General features: G+C 52.3%; 12 protein-coding genes. 4 read left to right on the forward strand and 8 right to left on the reverse strand.

Annotated features, from left to right (window positions below):
• Window positions 1–80: 80 nt before the first annotated feature.
• Entirely contained in the window at window positions 81–380 is a 300-nt protein-coding gene (locus tag BBP27_RS10050) for a porin (RefSeq protein WP_188212318.1), read from the forward strand.
• 114 nt (window positions 381–494) lie between these two features.
• Entirely contained in the window at window positions 495–1,787 is a 1,293-nt protein-coding gene (locus BBP27_RS10055) for a valine--pyruvate transaminase (protein WP_188212317.1), read from the forward strand.
• A 69-nt stretch (window positions 1,788–1,856) separates the two neighbouring features.
• On the opposite strand, the gene BBP27_RS10060 is transcribed toward BBP27_RS10055, so the two are convergent.
• From BBP27_RS10060 to BBP27_RS10090, 7 genes are all read right to left on the reverse strand, one after another.
• Complete coding sequence (locus BBP27_RS10060) at window positions 1,857–2,615, reverse strand: iron ABC transporter ATP-binding protein (RefSeq protein WP_101756200.1); 759 nt, start codon at window positions 2,613–2,615, stop codon at window positions 1,857–1,859.
• 85 nt (window positions 2,616–2,700) lie between these two features.
• Window positions 2,701–3,327, reverse strand: a complete 627-nt coding sequence (locus tag BBP27_RS10065; protein WP_188212316.1) for an FmdE family protein — start codon at window positions 3,325–3,327, stop codon at window positions 2,701–2,703.
• 65 nt (window positions 3,328–3,392) lie between these two features.
• Entirely contained in the window at window positions 3,393–5,258 is a 1,866-nt protein-coding gene (locus BBP27_RS10070; protein ID WP_188212315.1) for an acyltransferase family protein, read from the reverse strand.
• Between the two features lie 129 nt (window positions 5,259–5,387).
• Window positions 5,388–6,359, reverse strand: a complete 972-nt coding sequence (locus BBP27_RS10075) for an iron chelate uptake ABC transporter family permease subunit (RefSeq protein ID WP_070695157.1) — start codon at window positions 6,357–6,359, stop codon at window positions 5,388–5,390.
• Window positions 6,349–7,317 carry an ABC transporter permease gene (locus BBP27_RS10080; protein WP_188212314.1) on the reverse strand — a complete coding sequence of 323 codons (969 nt, stop codon included), beginning with the start codon at window positions 7,315–7,317 and terminating at the stop codon, window positions 6,349–6,351. The genes BBP27_RS10075 and BBP27_RS10080 overlap by 11 nt, the downstream gene beginning before the upstream one ends.
• Window positions 7,318–7,498: 181 nt before the next feature.
• A complete protein-coding gene (locus BBP27_RS10085; RefSeq protein WP_188212313.1) occupies window positions 7,499–8,461 on the reverse strand; it encodes a siderophore ABC transporter substrate-binding protein in 963 nt (320 codons plus the stop codon).
• A gap of 114 nt (window positions 8,462–8,575) precedes the next feature.
• Window positions 8,576–10,591, reverse strand: a complete 2,016-nt coding sequence (locus tag BBP27_RS10090; protein ID WP_188212312.1) for a TonB-dependent receptor plug domain-containing protein — start codon at window positions 10,589–10,591, stop codon at window positions 8,576–8,578.
• A 425-nt stretch (window positions 10,592–11,016) separates the two neighbouring features.
• Here BBP27_RS10090 and groES point away from each other — a divergent pair, with 425 nt between their 5' ends.
• Together groES and groL are read left to right on the forward strand one after the other, a co-directional pair.
• On the forward strand, window positions 11,017–11,304 hold the full coding sequence (groES, locus tag BBP27_RS10095; protein WP_003744509.1) for a co-chaperone GroES: 288 nt from the start codon (window positions 11,017–11,019) through the stop codon (window positions 11,302–11,304).
• A 99-nt stretch (window positions 11,305–11,403) separates the two neighbouring features.
• The gene (groL, locus tag BBP27_RS10100; RefSeq protein WP_188212311.1) at window positions 11,404–13,038 is read left to right on the forward strand and encodes a chaperonin GroEL; all 1,635 of its coding nucleotides are present in this window, start codon (window positions 11,404–11,406) and stop codon (window positions 13,036–13,038) included.
• Window positions 13,039–13,345: 307 nt separating this feature from the next.
• On the opposite strand, the gene katA is transcribed toward groL, so the two are convergent.
• Window positions 13,346–14,860 (reverse strand): catalase KatA, encoded by a 1,515-nt coding sequence (gene katA / locus BBP27_RS10105; protein WP_188212310.1) that lies wholly within the window; start codon window positions 14,858–14,860, stop codon window positions 13,346–13,348.
• Window positions 14,861–15,026: the final 166 nt, after the last annotated feature.

Below are 15,026 nucleotides of genomic sequence, written 5' to 3' on the forward strand. Positions count from 1 at the left end.
ATTTTGCAAGAATTGTAACTTGTTTACGCACAAGGCCGATACAATCGCCTCACAATTCCTCTCCAAAAAAAGGATAAACCATGAACTTGAAACTTCTCCTCACTGCCGCACTTTCCACCGCCGCACTCGCCGCACATGCCGACGTACAGCTTTACGGCAGCATCAAAAGCGGCATCGAAACCTCGCAAACCCGTTTCGGCAGCCAAACACGCAGCAGCACCGCCGTTGCCGACCAAGGCAGCCACATCGGCTTGCGCGGCTCGCATCCGATAGGCGGCGGAACGAATTTTATTTGGGAAGTCGAACAAGACACGCCGGTCGGCAAAAGCGGCTCCATCCGCCAAGACTGGCGCGAACGTCGAGACAATTTTGGCCGTTAAAGGAAAGATTGGATACTAAAGGCCGTCTGAAAAATCAGGATAACTGGTTTTCAGACGGCCTTTGTTCTTATAATAGCGGTTTATTGTTTCCACACACCCAGCAACGGAGTTTCCATGCAGTTTTCAGCATTCGGCGAAAAATTCACGCAACACAGCGGCATTTTGCAATTGATGGACGATTTGGGCGACGCGCTCAAAAGCGACAAGCCTGTCAATATGCTTGGCGGCGGCAATCCGGCGAAGATTGCGGAAGTCAATGCGGTGTTCGCCGATGTGTTTTCCAAACTGGCGGCGGAACACGCGGTTGAGAATATCGGCAATTATTCCAATCCGCAGGGCGATGCGGCGCTGATTGCGGCTTTGACTGAGTTTCTCAACCGTGAATACGGCTGGAACCTGACGGCGGACAATATCGCGCTGACCAATGGTTCGCAAAACGCGTTTTTCTATTTGTTTAACCTATTTGGCGGCAAATTCAATCTTTCAGACAGCCAAACGGTTGAAAAAGCCATTTTGCTGCCGCTTGCGCCTGAATATATCGGTTATGCCGATGTGCATATCGAGGGGCAGCATTTTATTTCGGTGAGGCCGAAAATCGAAAATGTCGAACACGAAGGCGAAGCAGGCTTTTTTAAATACCGTGTGGACTTTGACGCGCTGGAGAGCCTGCCTGAATTGAAAGCGGGCAAAATCGGTGCGATTTGCTGTTCGCGCCCGACCAATCCGACCGGCAATGTGCTGACCGACGACGAAATGGCGCGTTTGGACGCGTTGGCGCAGGAACATGGGATTCCGCTGATTATCGACAACGCTTATGGAATGCCGTTCCCGAATATTATTTACAGCGATGTAACGCTCAATTGGCACGAAAACATCATCCTCTGCTTCAGCCTTTCTAAAATCGGCCTGCCCGGCGTGCGTACCGGCATTATTGTCGCCGCGCCGGAAGTGGTCAAAGCCGTCAGCAGTTTGAATGCGATTGTGAACCTGTCGCCAACCCGTTTCGGCGCGGCGATTGCGGCGCCGCTGTTAAACGACGGCCGTCTGAAACAGTTGGCCGACCAAGTGATTCAGCCGTTTTACCGTCGGCAGGCGCAAACGGCGGTTTCCCTGCTCAAACGCGAATTGGGTGCGTATCCGTTAAAAATTCATAAGCCCGAAGGTGCGATTTTCTTGTGGCTCTGGTTTGAAAACCTGCCGGTTTCGTCGCAAACCTTGTACGAAATGCTCAAGGCTGAAGGCACGCTGATTATTCCGGGCGAGCATTTCTTTGTCGGCATCGATACGCAAGATTATCCGCACGCGCACGAGTGCATCCGCATGAGTATTGCGCAGGACGCGGAAACGCTGGAAAAAGGCATCGCCGCCATCGGCAGGGTGGTGCGCGGTTTGTACGATAAAAAATAAATTTTTTGAATAGACAAAGGCCGTCTGAAACGTGGGGAATCTGGTTTCAGACGGCCTTTTTTATTGGATTCAAACGTGGTGGATAACCAGTTTTTTGCCTTCGTAATCGAGGACGTTGACGTCCATATCGAATAGGGACTTGATGTTTTCGGCGGTAAAAATATCGTTGGGTGCACCCTGCATGGCGACTTGGCCGTTTTTCATGGCGACAACGTGGTCGGCGTAGGCGGCGGCCTGGTTGATGTCGTGCAGGACGACGACGGTGGTGCGCTTGTGTTCGTCGGTCAGCCGGCGCAGGATTTGCATGAGGGAGCGGGCATGATACATGTCGAGGTTGTTCAGCGGCTCGTCCAGTAAAACGTAGTCGGTGCGCTGGCAGAACACCATGGCAATCATGGCGCGTTGGCGTTGGCCGCCGGAAAGCTCGGTCAGGTAGCGGTCGGCAAAGCCTTGCAGGTGGAACTCGGCGAGTGCTTCTTCGACGATGGTTTTATCCGTTTCAGACGGCCTGCCTTGGTGGTAGGGATAGCGGCCGAACATGAGCAGGTCGCGCACGGTAATGCGGCTCATGATGCTGTTTTCTTGGGTAAGGATGGAGAGCGTGCGGGCGAGTTCGGCGGTGGGGGTGGTTTTGATGTCTTTGCCTGCGTAGCTGATGTCGCCGTGTACCAAGGGTTGCAGGCGTGCCATAAAGGAGAGGAGGGTGGACTTGCCTGCGCCGTTCGGGCCGATCAGCGCGGTAATGCCGCCTTCGGGGATGTCGAGGCTGACGTCGTTGAGGATGGGGTTGCTGCCGATGGTGTGGCTGACGTTGCGGATGGTAATCATAGGCGGATTCGAGTATGGAAAACTTGGGGTTTCAGACGGCCTTTCAGCGTGAGGCCGTCTGAATTTTATTTCTGTATGGTGTGGTTTAGATTTCGTTGACAGTCACAAATTCGGGATTGTCGGCTTGATCGATCAGGAAGGCGCGGACACGTTCTTGCCAAAGCTCGCCGAATTGTTTGAGTTCGTCGGCACTTGCGCTACCGCTGATGGCTTTGGGCATGATGTCGCGCATTTGCGGCGCGAAGGGTTGGAGTGCGGCGTTGAGGCTGACGGCAACGGTTTTGCCGGTATCGCGGCGGCGGAGTGCGAGTGTGCCGTTGATTTCGCCTGCACCAAAGGACAATAAATGGCGGCGGGCAAAGCGTCCGGCAGGGCCTACGCCGCCAAAGCCGGTTTCGGGTGCTGCGCCGGTAAGGAGTTGGACAACGGAAGCGGTAACGCCGGTTGTGCCTTCGTCACGCTCGCCCTGCATGAAGGCTTCGATGTCGCCGCGTTGCGGCAACTCTTCGCCGTAAAGGGCTTTCAGGCCTTTGATGACCATCAGGTAGGCACCGGCGACGGTCGGGCAGGAGTGGCCGCACAGGCGTACGGCATCGGCGTAGTGGTAAGTGAGGATGCCGTGTTCGGCTGCACCGAGGAAGTCGGCCAATGCGTCTTGGACGGTGATGGTCGGGGCTTGGTTAAAAAATGATGGGAAATGTTCTTGTGTCATGAGAGTTGTCCTTTGCGGGTTTGCCCAGGCCGTCTGAAATATTCAGACGGCCTTGTGCATGGATGTTATTTTAAGAGTATTTGTTTGTCCTGTATAAATTTTTCGGCCAGTTTTGTCGCACCGTGGGTATTGAGGTGGTTGGTGTCGAAATATATCGGCAGGCCGTCTATGGTTTTATCTGCCGGAATCGGACCCATGATGTTGACCCAATGCACGGCAGGCCGCTGTTTGACAATGTTTTCTATGGTTTTGTCGGCTTCGGCGGAGCGGGCGATTTCGGCTTTTTTATGCTCGGAAACGTATTGCATGTTGAGGCCGAGGCGTTGTTTCAAGTAGTAATGGCGCAGGGGCAGTTGCGCGTTCATCGGCGTGTCAGCAAAGACGTAAACCTGCTTGCCCTGTTGAATCAGGGTGTCGAGCATTTTGCCGAAATAATCCGTAAAACCGGGCTTTTCGGTATGCAGGAACCAACGTTGCGAGATAAAGACCACCGGATAGTTTTCAACTTTTTGTGCGATAAAGCGGTTGTAAGGGTTGCAACGGTCGGCACGGCGGTCGCTTTGCGGCAACATAAAGCCGAAGGCAACGCCGCAGCTGTTGGACGAGATAACGTCGGCGGCAAAGCCTTCCCGTTTGCCCACTATATCGATAAAGGGCGTCAGGTGGGCGGCGTGGGAGTCGCCCATCAGCAGGACTTTGCTGCTTTGGTTTTCCGCACCGACGGCGCAGTCGGTTTTGGTCAAGGTATCCGCGCAGATTTTACTTTCGTCAACCGTATATAGGTTTGCCTCGTATGCGGCCGGTTTGGCAGTCAGCAGGTAGCCAGCTGCGGGAATCAGCAGGGCGAAATAGGCGGCGATTACCCCGATAAATTTTTGGGTGGTGAAATTCTTTATCCGTCGCGCTGGTGTTTCGACGAAGTAATAGGACAAAACGGACAAGCCCGACATCAGCACCACGGCCAATACAATCGCGGACATCGGTAAAGCGTTGTCCATGTAAACATAGCGCATAACGGCCAAGACCACCCAATGCCACAAATACAGCGAATAGGAAATCAAACCGATAAACACAACAGGCTTGAGGCTCAACAGTTTGGCGGTATTGAAGCCGTTTTGCGTTTGCAGGGTTTTGCCTGAGTAAATCAAGCCGCCGACCGCCGTACAGCACAGCAATCGTTCGATATTACCTTCACCGGGCAACACGCCGTAAGGAAGCAGCAACATGGCGGCAATCACCGCCATCATCGCCCAGCCGACCAAAGGCGTGCTGAAGCGGTCGTTGTTTTGCGAGGGCGGAATAAAGGCAAAAAGCGCGCCGATCAGCAGCTCGTATGCGCGCACATAAGGCAGGAAATAAGGGTCCATACCGAAGGTGGGCAAAAAGACGGACAGCAGGCTCAATACAATCAGCAAAAGGATGAATTGGCGGATGCTGCGTCCTTTGCTGAAGCGGAAAAAGGCAATCAGCAAAACCGGAAAAACAAAGTAAAACTGCTCTTCCAGCGATAAAGACCAAATGTGTTGCAAAGGTTTTTCCGCCGCATCGGCATCAAAATAACCGCCGCGCCGTGCAAAAAACAGGTTGGCCGAAAACAGCAACGCAAACACTGCCGATTTGACGTATTGGCGCAGGTCAAACGACAAGAAAAAGATTGCGGCGGCCAAGCTTGTACACAGCAATACGCAGGAGAAAACGGGCAAAATGCGTTTCGCGCGGCGTTTGTAAAACTCTAAAAACGAAAAACTGCCGTTTTGCATTTCGCGGCTGATAATGGTGGTAATCAGATAGCCGGACAAAACGAAAAACATATCCACGCCGAGAAAGCCGCCGGGCAGCCAAGCGGCGTCGATGTGGAAAATAATAACGGCCAAGACGGCCAAAGCTCGGATGCCGTCCAAGTCGGGACGGTATTTTAATGTCGTACTCATTTTTTGTAATTTTAGTAAATTTAGTGATGTTTACTATGAGTACATGTCAGAAATTTAGTTTCATTTCAATGGTTAAATATTTTTTAACACGGGTTTCAGACGGCCTGAAGCTGTTTGGGCACGTTTAATTTATTTCTTTTTCAACACCAAATATAAAAATACCAAGCCGCCTGCAAATTCGACGACCACGCTCAATACGGCCTGCATGCCGAGGAAGTGTTCGAAGATGGTTTGCCCGCCGACCAGCAGAATGCCGCCGACACAAAAAGTCATCGGCAGGCGGACGGAATGTTTGACCGACGGGGAAAAATGGTTGGCCAGCGCGGCCACCAGCAGGCCGAAAAAGCTCACCGGGCCGACAACGGCGGTCGCGGTCGCAACCAGCGCGGCGATCCAGAGCAGCAGCCATAAGGTATTGCGCGTGTAGTTGATGCCCAAATTAATGGCCTGATTGCGGCCGAGCAGGTAAACGTCGAGGCGGTGGCGTTCGCGCCAGATTACGGCAGCGCTGATGAGCAATACGACTGCGCCGATGCCCAACAATTCCGAGTGGACGGTATTGAAGGTGGCAAACATATTCGCCTGCGCGGCGGTAAATTCTTCGGGGTCAATCATGCGCGAAAGCAACGATGACAGGCTGCGGAACAAAATCCCGAAAATCACGCCGATTAAAATCATACGCGACAAATCGCGTCCGCCCTGTTTGATGAGCGTGTAGAACAGCAGCAGCGAGCCGCCCATCATGATGACCAGTTCAAAGCCGAATTTACCCGTCAACGGCAGGGAAGCATAGCCCACGCCACCGAGCGTAAACACCAGCAAGGTCTGTAAAAACACATACAGCGAATCGAAACCCAAAATCGAAGGGGTCAGAATCGGATTATTGGTCAGCGTTTGGAAGAGTTGAGTGGACACGCCGACCGCATAGGCGACCATCAGCAACGCGGCAAGTTTGGTCAGACGCAGGTGCAAGACAAAGTCCCAATCGCCTTTGACGTTGAGCGTCATAAACAGAACGCAGGAAACCAGCAACAGTGCAAAGGCGACCCACAACGGACGGCTGCTTCCTGCCATAAAACCGATATTTTTTTCAGACGGCATGAGCAGGTTTCCTTAATAAAAGCCACAAAAACAAAGCCGTCCCCATCACGCCAAAAACCGTAGAGACCGGAATTTCAAACGGAAACACAATCACGCGTCCGACAATATCGCACAGCAACACCAAAGACGCGCCCAGCAAGGCCACTGCAGGCAGGCTTTGGCGCAGTTTATCGCCCATCAGGCGGCTGATGATGTTCGGCACGACCAAGCCGATAAACGGAATATTGCCGACCGTCACGACCACCAAGGACGTAATCAGCGCCACAATAATCAGCCCCGACCACAGAATCGCCGTCCGGTTCAGCCCCAAATTCACGCTTACCGTTTCGCCCAAACCCAAAATCGTCAGCTGGTCGGCAATCAAATAGGCAAACAAAGCCAAAATCCCCGTTGCCCACAACAGCTCATACCGCCCGAGCAATACGCCGGAAAAATCGCCCTGTTGCCACACGCCCAGCATTTGCAGCATTTCGTTTTCATACGCGATAAAGGTGGCCACCGCCTCAATCACACCGCCGAAAATAATCCCGACCAAAGGCACCATCAGTTGCGCGGTCGGCGGCAGGCGGCGGATCAGCAGCATAAAGACCAGCATCCCGATCAGCGCGGCAACGGCGGCAACCGACATTTTTGCCAGCAGCGGCGCAGCCGGAAGCAGCAGGGTCATCAGCAGCAAACCCAAAGCCGCGCTTTGGCTTGCGCCCACCATCGACGGCTCGACAAAACGGTTGCGCATCAAAATTTGCATAATCATGCCGGCCACGGCCATCGATGCGCCCGTCAGCACAATCGCAAACGTACGCGGCAGGCGGCTGATGAACATAACCTGTTGGCTGTCGGAGAGCGAAAACAGGGCGGACCAGTCGAATTGGGCCACGCCGACCGACAGGCTGACGGCAAACAATATCAGAAGCGCGATGCCGTTGATAAGGTTCAAATAAAAGGGCTTGTGAAACATAAACGATAAGGTCGTAAAAGAAACAAAGGCATTATTTTGTAGTTGTATCGTTTTCAAAGATAACGAAGCAAACGGGCAAGAATGCCCGTTTCAGACGGCCTGATGACCAAAATACAGCTTGGGCAAAGGCCGTCCGGATGCTGTGAAACGGAAGGGTGGGCATTGCCGCCCGCCGAAACAACTATTTCGCCGCGTTGAATGCGTCGGCAACCTGTTTGGAAGCGTTCAGCAATTCTTGCGCGCCGCCGGCCGCCAAATAGGTTTCAGGAACAAGGTAAACCACCTGTCCTTTTTTCCAGGCGTTCGTTTCAGCGACCAGCGGATTGTTCAACACATCTTTTGCCGCCTGGCCTTCTTCGCCGATGGCCGCGCCGCGGTCAAGGACGAACAACCAATCAGGATTTTTCTCTTTCAAGTATTCAAAGCTGATAGGCTGGCCGTGGCTGCCTTCTTTAATCGATTCATCGACAGCGGGAACGCCGATGTCTTTATGCAGCCAACCGCCCAAACGTGAAGAAGGGCCGAAAGCCGACATCTTGCCGCCGTTGACCAATACCACCAAACCCTTACCTTTGCCTTGTGCCGCAGTTTTCGCCGCGTCAAACGAAGCGTCGATTTCTGCTTTCAGCTTGTCCGCTTCGGCCTGTTTGCCGAAGATTTGCGCCAGCGCGTCGATGCGCTCTTTTGAGCTTTCTTTCAGATTGGCAGTTTCGGCGGTCATTTCGATGGTCGGCGCAATCTCGTTCAACTTGTCAAACGCCTTGGCTGCACGGCTGCCGATGATGATGAGCTGCGGCTTGTAGGCATTGAGTGCTTCGTAATCCGGCTCAAACAGCGTGCCGGCGGGTTTGGTCGTTTTGAAATATTCGTCCAAATAAGGCAGCAGGTTTTTGTCGATGGACAAACCGGTTTTCACACCCAATTTGTTTAAAGTATCGAGCATGCCCAAATCGTAAACAGCGATGCGTTCAGGATTTTGCGGCACTTTCGCATCGCCGCGCGCCGTTTTGACGGTCAGGCCTGCGCCTTCGGTTTGGGCGGCAGAAGCGGAAGCAGTTTGGGCTTGGTTGGACGCAGAATCTTTCGGTGAACACGCACCCAAAGCAAGGGTGCAGCATACGGCTAAAGCGGTCAAACGTAACATAGGGTTTCTCCGTGGTCGGGAATAAAGTAAATCGAAATGATAACTTGTATCGGACTATAAAGCCAGACGCCGTCTGAAAACTTCTGCTTTCAGACGGCCTTTCAAGCTGATTGCTTAGAAGCGGTAGTTTACGCTCAAGCGGACATCGCGGCCTGGTTCAGATAGGGCGCTGGCACCTGCGCGCTGGCTGTGCGGCTTGTAGTTTTTATCAAAGACATTGTTGACGGAGAAGTTGACGTTCAAGTCGTCTTTGCCTGTCGGTTTCCAGTTGGCGAAGATATCGTTGACGCCGTAGCCTGCACGGACGACATTCAGAGCCACGTCAGAGCCGCGCGAGGTCGGCGCATAGCCTGCATTTTGGACATAACGTCCGCGCCAGCCGATTTCCAGGTTTGGATTGTCGAATTGGTAAGACAGACCTGTCGTCCATGTACGTCCCATCGGGATGGCAGTTGTCACGATGTCGGCTGTATCGCCGTTCAGTTTCGGTCTGCTGTATGCTACGCCTGCACGTGCAGTCAGACCTTTCCAGCGGTAGGCGGCGTTCAGTTCGTAACCTCTGTTTTTCAGCTTGCCGCCGTTATACCAGACGTAGTTTCGTCCTTCTTGACGGATGGCCTGCACATCTTTGATTTGCTGATGGAAATAGCTACCGGAGAGTGTTAGGGCAGAATTCCAGTGGTAGTTAAAGCCGATTTCTGCATTTCGCGAGCGTTCTGCTTTCAAGTCAGGCGATGAAACAATCGGCCTGTTGTTTGCTAAAGCTGCTTCGTACAGGCGGGGGCTGCGGGTTGCATAGTTCAGGCTGGTGTTGATGGAGAAATCAGGAGTAATGTCATAAACCAACCCGATGCTTGGATTGAGGTTGCCGTCTGAATTTTCTGTATTACTGCTGGTTTTCATTTTCCAACGGTCATAGCGCAAACCTGTGGTCAGCGTAACCGGAGAGAAATCCCAAATGCCTTCTACATATACGCCGGCATCGTTTTTCTTCTCGCTGTTTTCTCCGTTTGAGCTGCTTTTTTGAGTGCGCCAGTTTACTCCGTATTTCAGGGTATGGCGGTCAAATAGACGGCTGTCGAGATTCAGATTGGCTCCGTATGTCCGTACTTCGCCGTCCAATTCATAATTTGGATTGGGGACTTCATCACGTTTGGTATTCAAACGGTAAACATTGGCTTTGATTTTGTCGATAAAGCCCAAGTTTCCGCCTTTGAATTCCAAGTTGGTGGTGTCTTGGGTCAGCGTGCGGTAACGCGGCGCGTTGTTGGCGGTATTCGGAATGCGGTTGCCGTTGGCATCCAAAACGTATTGACCCGTGCGGCGGTCGGTTTGGAAGACTTGCGAGAAATCGAACTCTTCGCGCAGGGCGCGTTCTCCATATTGTTTTTCTTGGCGGTGGCTCAATTCAATGCGGTTGTCTTCGTTAAAACGATAGCCGATTTTGCCCAGCAAACCGCGTGAACCCAATCCACTGTTCAAAACCTTATCGCTTCCGAGTAGATTACGGTAGCCTTTGCCTGCCGTGTATTCTTTGTCGCGTACGAAATTGCCTGAAACCAAAGCGTCAAAACCGCCTGCCTGACCATAAACGCTTGCGCCGCGAGAATAGCCTTTATTGCTGCTGATGCCGGCATTGACTTTGAAACCGACGTTTTGACCTTCTCTCAGCAAATCTTTGGCTTCAACCGTTTCGGCAACAATCGCACCGCTGGTTGCACCGATACCTGCGGAGGCCGAACCTGTACCTTTTTGCACGGCAACGACTTTTACCAATGCAGGGTCAAGCATAAAGCGGCCGTTGTGGTGGAAAATCTGGCTGTCGGTGTAAGTATCGTCAACTTTATAGTCTATTTGGTCTTGCCCCATGCCGCGGATGGTTACCCACTGCGACTGACCGTTGCCACCGCCGAAACTGATAGAAGGCTCGTTGAACAATACGTCTTTTAAATCAGTGGAAGTCGTTTCTTCCATACGTTTCGTCGTTACACGGTGTGTGGCGCTTGTAGCCTGACCTTTGACGGTAACAGTATCAAGGGTAACGCTTTCTTTCGCTTCGTCTTCCGCGTGGGCAAAGCCGGCGGCGAGTGCCAGTGAAAGCAGGCTGAATCGGAACAGGGGTGAAGTCATAGAAATTTCCTTTTCGGGATAAGTTTAATTCTTCAGTGAAAAATATTTATTAATAATAATTTCTATTTATTATTTTAAAGTTAGGATATTATTTTGTAAAGGTGTGCATAGGTTTGTACTTAAACAGTGTCTTTTTCTGATTGGGACGTTTGGCGTTTGCTTTTGGTAAAAGGCCGTCTGAAAATATTTGCCAGTTTGGCCGGCGTGGAAAATAGGGAAAGAGGGTGTGAAATTATCGTGTCTGTTTTCAGACGGCCTTAAAATGGAAAAATTTTACATTATTCTCTTGAATTTATCGGGTCGAACCCTAATTTGTCGCTGTGTTCAGGTAAGTTTGTCGACAAACTTGCCGCCTACTTTTTCAAACCGTATCTGCCGGATGAAGGCAGATGATTGTTTTCAAACTATTTATCGGAGCATAAAACATGACTATCCGTCCTTTACACGACCGCGTCGTCGTCAAACGCTTGGAAGCTGAAGAAAAAACCGCCTCTGGCATCGTTTTGCCGGGTGCGGCCGCTGAAAAACCCGACATGGGCGAAGTGATCGCCGTGGGTGCGGGCAAAATCGGTAAAGACGGTGCGCGCCGTCCGCTGGATGTCAAAGTCGGCGACAAAGTGATCTTCGGCAAATACAGCGGCCAAACTGTAAAAGCCGACGGCGAAGAGCTGTTGGTAATGCGTGAAGAAGACATCTTCGGTATCGTTGAATAATTGTTGAATTAAGTTTCAGAACCAAAGGCCGTCTGAATCAAACATGGAAGTTTTCAGACGGCCTCGAACAGATTTTTAATATTGATTTGGAGAATTTAAATGGCAGCAAAAGACGTACAATTCGGCAATGAAGTTCGCCAAAAAATGGTAAACGGCGTCAATGTATTGGCAAACGCCGTACGCGTAACTTTGGGCCCTAAAGGCCGCAACGTGGTACTCGACCGCGCTTTCGGCGGCCCGCACATCACTAAAGACGGCGTGTCTGTTGCAAAAGAAATCGAATTGAAAGACAAATTCGAAAACATGGGCGCGCAAATGGTGAAAGAAGTGGCGTCTAAAACCAACGACGTGGCCGGCGACGGTACCACTACTGCAACCGTATTGGCGCAATCCATCGTTGCCGAGGGCATGAAATACGTGACCGCCGGCATGAACCCGACCGACCTGAAACGCGGTATCGACAAAGCCGTTGCCGCTTTGGTTGACGAGCTGAAAAACATCGCCAAACCTTGCGACACTTCTAAAGAAATCGCCCAAGTCGGCTCTATTTCTGCCAACTCTGACGAACAAGTCGGCGCAATTATCGCCGAAGCGATGGAAAAAGTCGGCAAAGAAGGCGTGATTACCGTTGAAGACGGCAAATCTTTGGAAAACGAGCTGGACGTGGTTGAAGGTATGCAATTCGATCGCGGCTACCTGTCTCCTTACTTCATCAACGACGCTGAAAAACAAATTGCTGCTTTGGACAATCCGTTTGTGTTGTTGTTCGACAAAAAAATCAGCAACATCCGCGACCTGCTGCCTGTTTTGGAACAAGTGGCCAAAGCCAGCCGTCCGCTGTTGATTATCGCTGAAGACGTAGAAGGCGAAGCCTTGGCGACTTTGGTCGTGAACAACATCCGCGGCATCCTGAAAACCGTTGCCGTTAAAGCCCCCGGCTTCGGTGACCGCCGCAAAGCCATGTTGCAAGATATCGCCATCCTGACCGGCGGCGTGGTGATTTCCGAAGAAGTCGGCCTGTCTCTGGAAAAAGCGACTTTGGACGACTTGGGTCAAGCCAAACGCATCGAAATCGGTAAAGAAAACACCACCATCATCGACGGCTTCGGCGACGCAGTCCAAATTGAAGCGCGTGTTGCCGAAATCCGCCAACAAATCGAAACCGCAACCAGCGAATACGACAAAGAAAAACTGCAAGAGCGCGTGGCTAAATTGGCAGGCGGCGTGGCAGTCATCAAAGTCGGTGCCGCTACCGAAGTGGAAATGAAAGAGAAAAAAGACCGCGTGGAAGACGCGCTGCACGCTACCCGCGCAGCCGTTGAAGAAGGCGTGGTTGCAGGCGGCGGCGTAGCCCTGTTGCGTGCCCGTGCCGCTTTGGAAAACCTGCACACCGGCAATGCCGACCAAGACGCAGGCGTACAAATCGTCTTGCGCGCCGTCGAGTCTCCTCTGCGCCAAATCGTTGCCAACGCAGGCGGCGAACCTAGCGTGGTTGTAAACAAAGTGTTGGAAGGCGAAGGCAACTACGGTTACAACGCAGGCTCCGGCGAATACGGCGACATGATCGAAATGGGCGTACTCGACCCTGCTAAAGTAACCCGTTCCGCGCTGCAACACGCCGCATCTATCGCCGGCCTGATGCTGACCACAGACTGCATGATCGCTGAAATCCCTGAAGAAAAACCTGCTATGCCTGATATGGGCGGCATGGGTGGTATGGGCGGCATGATGTAAGGCCGTCTGAAACCTTCAGACAAAAAGCAAAACCGCACGGCAATCAGCCGTGCGGTTTTTTTTATTTGCCGGTAGAGGCGTGAGATGGTGCAGAGGGCATGCCATGATTTACGGAGAAATAAGGGTAGCCAGTTCCATTGAATCAGAAGCAATCAAATAAACTTCATCATCAAAAAAGGCCGTCTGAAACTTTATTTTGCGTTTCAGACGGCCTGCTTAATGATCTAAACCGTTACTTTTTGCTCGAACGGCTGTATCGGACAGCTTGAGACAAGATTTCTTCAATTTCTATCCACATAATGCCTCCTTACAGTAAACCAGGTTGACCTAAAGCCGGGTCGGTCGCACGGGCGGCTTGGGCATCTTCGACAGTCAGTCCAAGGGCTTTGGCTACGCCTTCGCCGTATGCCGGGTCGCAACGGTAGCAGTTGCGGATATGGCGGTATTTGATGAAGTCGGGGGCGTCGCCCATGGCTGCGGCGGTGTTGTCGAACAAAGCCTGTTTCTGCGCGTCGTTCATCAGCTTGAACAAGGCGCGCGGTTGGCTGAAGTAGTCGTCATCGTCTTGTCGGTAGTCCCAGTGCGCCGCGTCGCCGCTGATTTTCAAAGGCGGTTCGGCGAAGTCGGGTTGTTGTTGCCATTGGCCGAAGCTGTTGGGTTCGTAGTGCGGCAGGCTGCCGTAGTTGCCGTCGGCACGGCCTTGTCCGTCGCGCTGGTTGCTGTGGACGGGGCAACGCGGGCGGTTGACGGGAATTTGGCGGAAGTTCACCCCCAGGCGGTAGCGTTGCGCGTCGGCGTAATTGAACAAACGCGCTTGCAGCATTTTGTCGGGGCTGGCGCCGATACCGGGAACCAGGTTGCTCGGTGCGAAGGCGGATTGTTCCACATCGGCGAAGAAGTTTTCGGGATTGCGGTTTAACTCGAATTCGCCCACTTCAATCAGCGGATAGTCTTTTTTCGGCCAAACTTTGGTCAAGTCAAACGGATGATATGGCACTTTTTCCGCATCGGCTTCAGGCATGACTTGGATGTACATCGTCCATTTCGGAAACTCGCCGCGCTCGATGGCTTCGTACAGGTCGCGCTGGTGGCTTTCGCGGTCGTCGGCGATGATTTTTGCGGCTTCTTCGTTGGTCAGGTTTTTAATGCCTTGCTGGCTGCGGAAATGGAATTTCACCCAAAAACGCTCGCCCGCTTCGTTCCAGAAGCTGTATGTATGCGAACCGAAACCGTGCATATGGCGGTAGCTGGCGGGGATGCCGCGGTCGCTCATGACGATGGTAACTTGGTGCAGGGCTTCGGGCAACAGCGTCCAGAAGTCCCAGTTGTTTGTGGCAGAACGCATATTGGTGCGCGGGTCACGTTTGACGGCTTTGTTCAAGTCGGGGAATTTGCGCGGGTCACGCAGGAAGAACACGGGCGTGTTGTTGCCGACCATATCCCAGTTGCCTTCTTCGGTATAGAACTTCAAGGCAAAGCCGCGGATGTCGCGTTCCGCATCGGCTGCGCCGCGCTCGCCGGCCACGGTGGTGAAACGGGCGAACATTTCGGTTTTCTTGCCGACTTCGCTGAAGATTTTAGCGCGGGTGTATTTTGTGATGTCATGCGTCACGGTAAACGTACCGAACGCGCCCGAACCTTTGGCGTGCATACGGCGTTCGGGAATCACTTCGCGCACGAAGTCGGCGAGTTTTTCATTCAGCCACAAATCCTGCGCCAGCAGAGGGCCGCGCGGACCGGCGGTCAGGCTGTTTTGATTGTCGGCAACGGGTGCGCCGTTGTTCATGGTCAGGTGGGTAACAGGGCATTTGGAGATAGACATAGTGATTTCCTTTGTGAAGTGTTATAGGTTGATGAAATGGTTTCCAGGATGGAATGCTTCTATACAAATATAATAAATTTTCAATATCGATATTTAAATATAGTTTGCGTTAAGCTATGAATCAAACTATACAGAAAGGTTTTAACTATTGGAACTATGAAACCGA

This window comes from Neisseria sp. RH3002v2g (genome assembly GCF_014596425.2).
In the GTDB taxonomy this organism is placed as follows: domain Bacteria; phylum Pseudomonadota; class Gammaproteobacteria; order Burkholderiales; family Neisseriaceae; genus Neisseria.